Annotated in this window: 2 protein-coding genes; both read right to left on the bottom strand. The window is 43.6% G+C overall.

What is annotated here, in order from left to right:
• A partial coding sequence (locus ABZB17_RS21470; protein WP_372653522.1) for a hypothetical protein occupies nucleotides 1-1,840 on the bottom strand: 1,840 nt, incomplete at its 3' end.
• Between the two features lie 19 nt (nucleotides 1,841-1,859).
• Nucleotides 1,860-3,668 (bottom strand): glycosyl hydrolase (locus ABZB17_RS21465; protein ID WP_372653519.1); only part of this gene is annotated, 1,809 nt, incomplete at its 5' end.

Genomic DNA, 3,668 nt, shown 5'->3' with positions numbered 1-3,668 from the left:
TCCATTTTTTTGCCACTACATGCATGGTATTGCGCATAATCTCCGGATCAACTTTATTCCATTGGGGGAGAATGCCATAAGCGCCAAGCACCATAGGATGGTCTCTCATCAGTTCCGGATTGGTATAGGAATCAGTTGCTCCCTGAATTCCCAGATATACATCTTCATTTTTATCGGGAGCAGCCAGGTTTAGGCGTACATTTTCCCATTCTTCCTCTTTCGGTTCTCCAAGGCGTTCTTTCCATGTTTGTGCAGTTGTTAATCCCCAATACCAGTAGGCCAGTTCGAAAGGAGGATTGGTAGTTGTTTCGCGCGGCCAGTGTTCTTGCGCCGGAATTAACGGCGGTGCCAGATCGTAGCGATTTAGTTCAGTGTTCCAAACCGGGAAATCAGCCATAAATTCAGCCGTTTCAAAAACCAGCTTTTTGTATTTGTTCAAAATCTCTTCCGATGGATTTTGGCGATACATTTGTTCAGCAAACCAAATAATATGTGGTTGTTGCCAGATGAGATATGAACCAACCGACGAAGGGCTGTTCTCATGATTGGGCCCTAGCATTTTCTGCCACCGTATACCTTTATATCCCTGGTCGGCGGCTGTTTGTTTTGCTTTGGTGTGCATCTCGTAGTAGAAGTCAAGTTGCTTTTCCACGAGTTGTTGGCGTTGCCACTGTGTAAAATGGGCAATGTGCCACCAATGCATTTCCAGATGGTACTTGCCAAACCAGCTGTTGAAGGTTAAACCGGTTTCCTGTGGAGAGAGCGATCCCGAACTTTGTATTTTAGTGAGGTACTGCGAAAGTACCGTCCGGCGTTCGAGCTCTTTGGCACGCGGATCGGTGCAGCCCGAAAAATCAACAACTCCTCCATTTTCCCAAAAAGCTTTCCAACTTTGTATATTATTGGCTTTTGTTTCTTCAAAAGATGTTGGTTCACTTTTATTTGCTTCCGGGGCGAAAAGGCAATTAAATTCCAGTGTTTCGCCACTTTCGGGTTGAAGCGTAAATTCATGCTGAGCCTGCTTTTTAAACCTTGCATCGCCTTGCCAGTTTACGCTTACTTTATAATTGTCATCATCCAGTTTACGGTTGAAGATCACCGAGTTTTCTCCCGCCGGTAACATTTCAGTTTTATGTTTGCCGGGCGATTGAAAATCATATCCGGGATGAACGTGAATGGGCACTGCATAAGGAAATTTCCACTGAACAGCCAGTTGTCCCGTTGCAATTAACGGCGACTGAATTTTTGCCGAAACCTGATCCTTATCCTGATGACAATAAACTTCCACTTTTACAGGCTGACCTTCAAAATCAAAACTGCTGGTAATTTTTCCTGTCCACATATCCAGACTATGAATAGGATTTTTTATATCCTGTATGGTGGCGTTTTCTCCGCTTTCTTTGGTGAGCAAAAATCCTATTATTCCAAGATGCAAACGGTGCGGATTTTCTCTAAAATAATTGCAGGCAGCTTGTTTCCTGGCATCATCAGAAATTTGATGACGATAAGGGACTTGCCGTCCCTCGACCTCAAAGTATTTCAGGGTTTCTGACCATTCATAACCTTCGGTGTTAGGTGTTGTGTGCCACCCCCAGTTGGATTGGGTGCCCAACGGAACACCATTGTGGTAGTCCAGGAAGAACGTTTGAAGTCCGGTAATATCGGTGGTAAAGGCAAACTCCCCATTGCCAACGGTAAGGGATTCCAAAGGATCAAAACTTTCTATAAGCACATTATTTCGGGTTACCAGTGCTTTCCGGTCGATGACGTCATTTTTGTTTTGAATGTTACAGGAAATGAACAGGGCGACCCAAAAAACGCAGATTGATAGTTGTTTCATCGGTAGTGGTTTAATGATGTTATTTTTGCGTTAGCTTCGAAATCGTTACCGGGCCTATTAATCCGGACGGCAGTGGTTCCCAGTGTGCTGCTGTAAAATTCCCGTCTGCACCGCGGTTTTCTCTTTCGTGAGCCGCAAAATTGATGTTATAGAATTTCTTGTAGTTCACCTTGTTTTTATCCATGTCGATAATGCGGTTGGCCATCAGGTTGGTAACTTTCATCTCAAGTATATTTTGCTCCTGTAACGCTTCTTTTGGCAGAACAATTTGAAAAACCGGCCCAATCAGTGTTCCTGTCTTTTTCCCGTTCAGCCACACTTCTGCCGATTCGTGTACTTCGCCTAAATCAAGCAAATAATCATTATCGTTGTTTTCAGCAATCTCAAAACTGGTTTTATAGCTGGCAGTACCGGAGAATTTTTGCAGCTCTTCTGATTGTTTGGTCCACGATTTTAGTTCATTGGTTTTATAAGGTGCAGGTATAGTCGGACCTCCTTTTTCAAAGGTGACTTCCCACTCGCCATTCAGCTCTGTTTTTAGGGCACCTTGTTCCCACAGTGGATAAGCCTCAGCTTTTACTTTTGTTGAATACCATTGCAGAATGATGGTTTCTCCAGGTTTTAATTGCAGGTAAACCTGTGTTTGTCCGTCACTATTTTTTTGCGTGCGTGCTTTACCAAATGTTTTATCCATCGCATTGAATAACACCGCGTCTTTGCCTGATTTTTGAAGTGTGACCCATTGGTTCACCTCTTTTTCTGCCCAGTTTGAAATAAAATAGCAGGTACCGTCCTTACGTTCAACCCGATTATACCAAAGTCCTTGCTGAGTCAATTCTTCGCTATAAATACCAGCGGCATTTAATAGGTTTGGCACGTTTTTGCCCACATGAATTTTACCACTTCCGCTTGCAGCCGATTGGTAATTCTCTTCAGGTGTAAACTTTAAATCATCAATCAATTTTTGTGCCTCCGCCTGGCGGATTTCAAACTTGTTTAAACCCGGATTTTTTGAGGGAATTTCATTTTCGAAAATTATGCTTGCGCCATTTTCTGCCAGATTAAAAAGGTGTTTTAATGTTTCTAAAGGAATCGTACTACATTCAGGAATTACAATGGTTTTGTAGGAGGCTCCGGCAGCTTGGATTTTTCCGTTGGAGTAGCTTAATTTCCGGATTTGTTTGTCGGATATGTAATCGAATGAATACCCCTGGGCAAGAAGTTTATTGCTTATTTCAGCAGTAAGTTCTTCACTGTGGCCACCAAAATGAGGGAGTACATTTCGGTCTCTTTCTGTCCACGCATCGTAAATGGGAAAATACAACAGGATGTCGTTATCCGGTGTTGCATTTTGCATAAACGACTGGCAGTTGGTAATGTATTCGTTCACCACTTTTAAATCGTTCCACCAGGTGTTTGTTGGCGCAAAGTGAACAGCTGCGTAAAACATCCATCCGGGCCATTTTTCTTCCAAAGGCGAGTAAGGTGTGCCATGATAAACGATGTGATTAACACCATTACGCAGGTAATTGTCGGCATTTTGTTTTACATCGGCCAGGGTGCTTAAAAAGTGTTCGTTAAGCCAGGTTGCAGCTTCGCAGGCAATTAATGGTTTGCCCGAAGTATGTCCGGCAGAAGTTGCCATTTTTATGCGCATCGGATCGGTGCCTTCGGTTTCCGGAATGTGGCTTGCTTCGTACAAATCGAGAATGGCAGCCGGTGAACCATGGGCCTGGTTACGGATGATGGTGTTGTATGATTCGGCCCAATCTGCCCAAACGATGGTGAATTTATCCAACAGTAAATCGGAAATGGTTTCGCGGAAATC

It is taken from the genome of Draconibacterium sp., assembly GCF_041583095.1.
Classification (GTDB): domain Bacteria; phylum Bacteroidota; class Bacteroidia; order Bacteroidales; family Prolixibacteraceae; genus Draconibacterium.
Note: the sequence above shows the minus strand (reverse complement) of the source record. Positions and strands in the feature narration are given on the sequence as shown.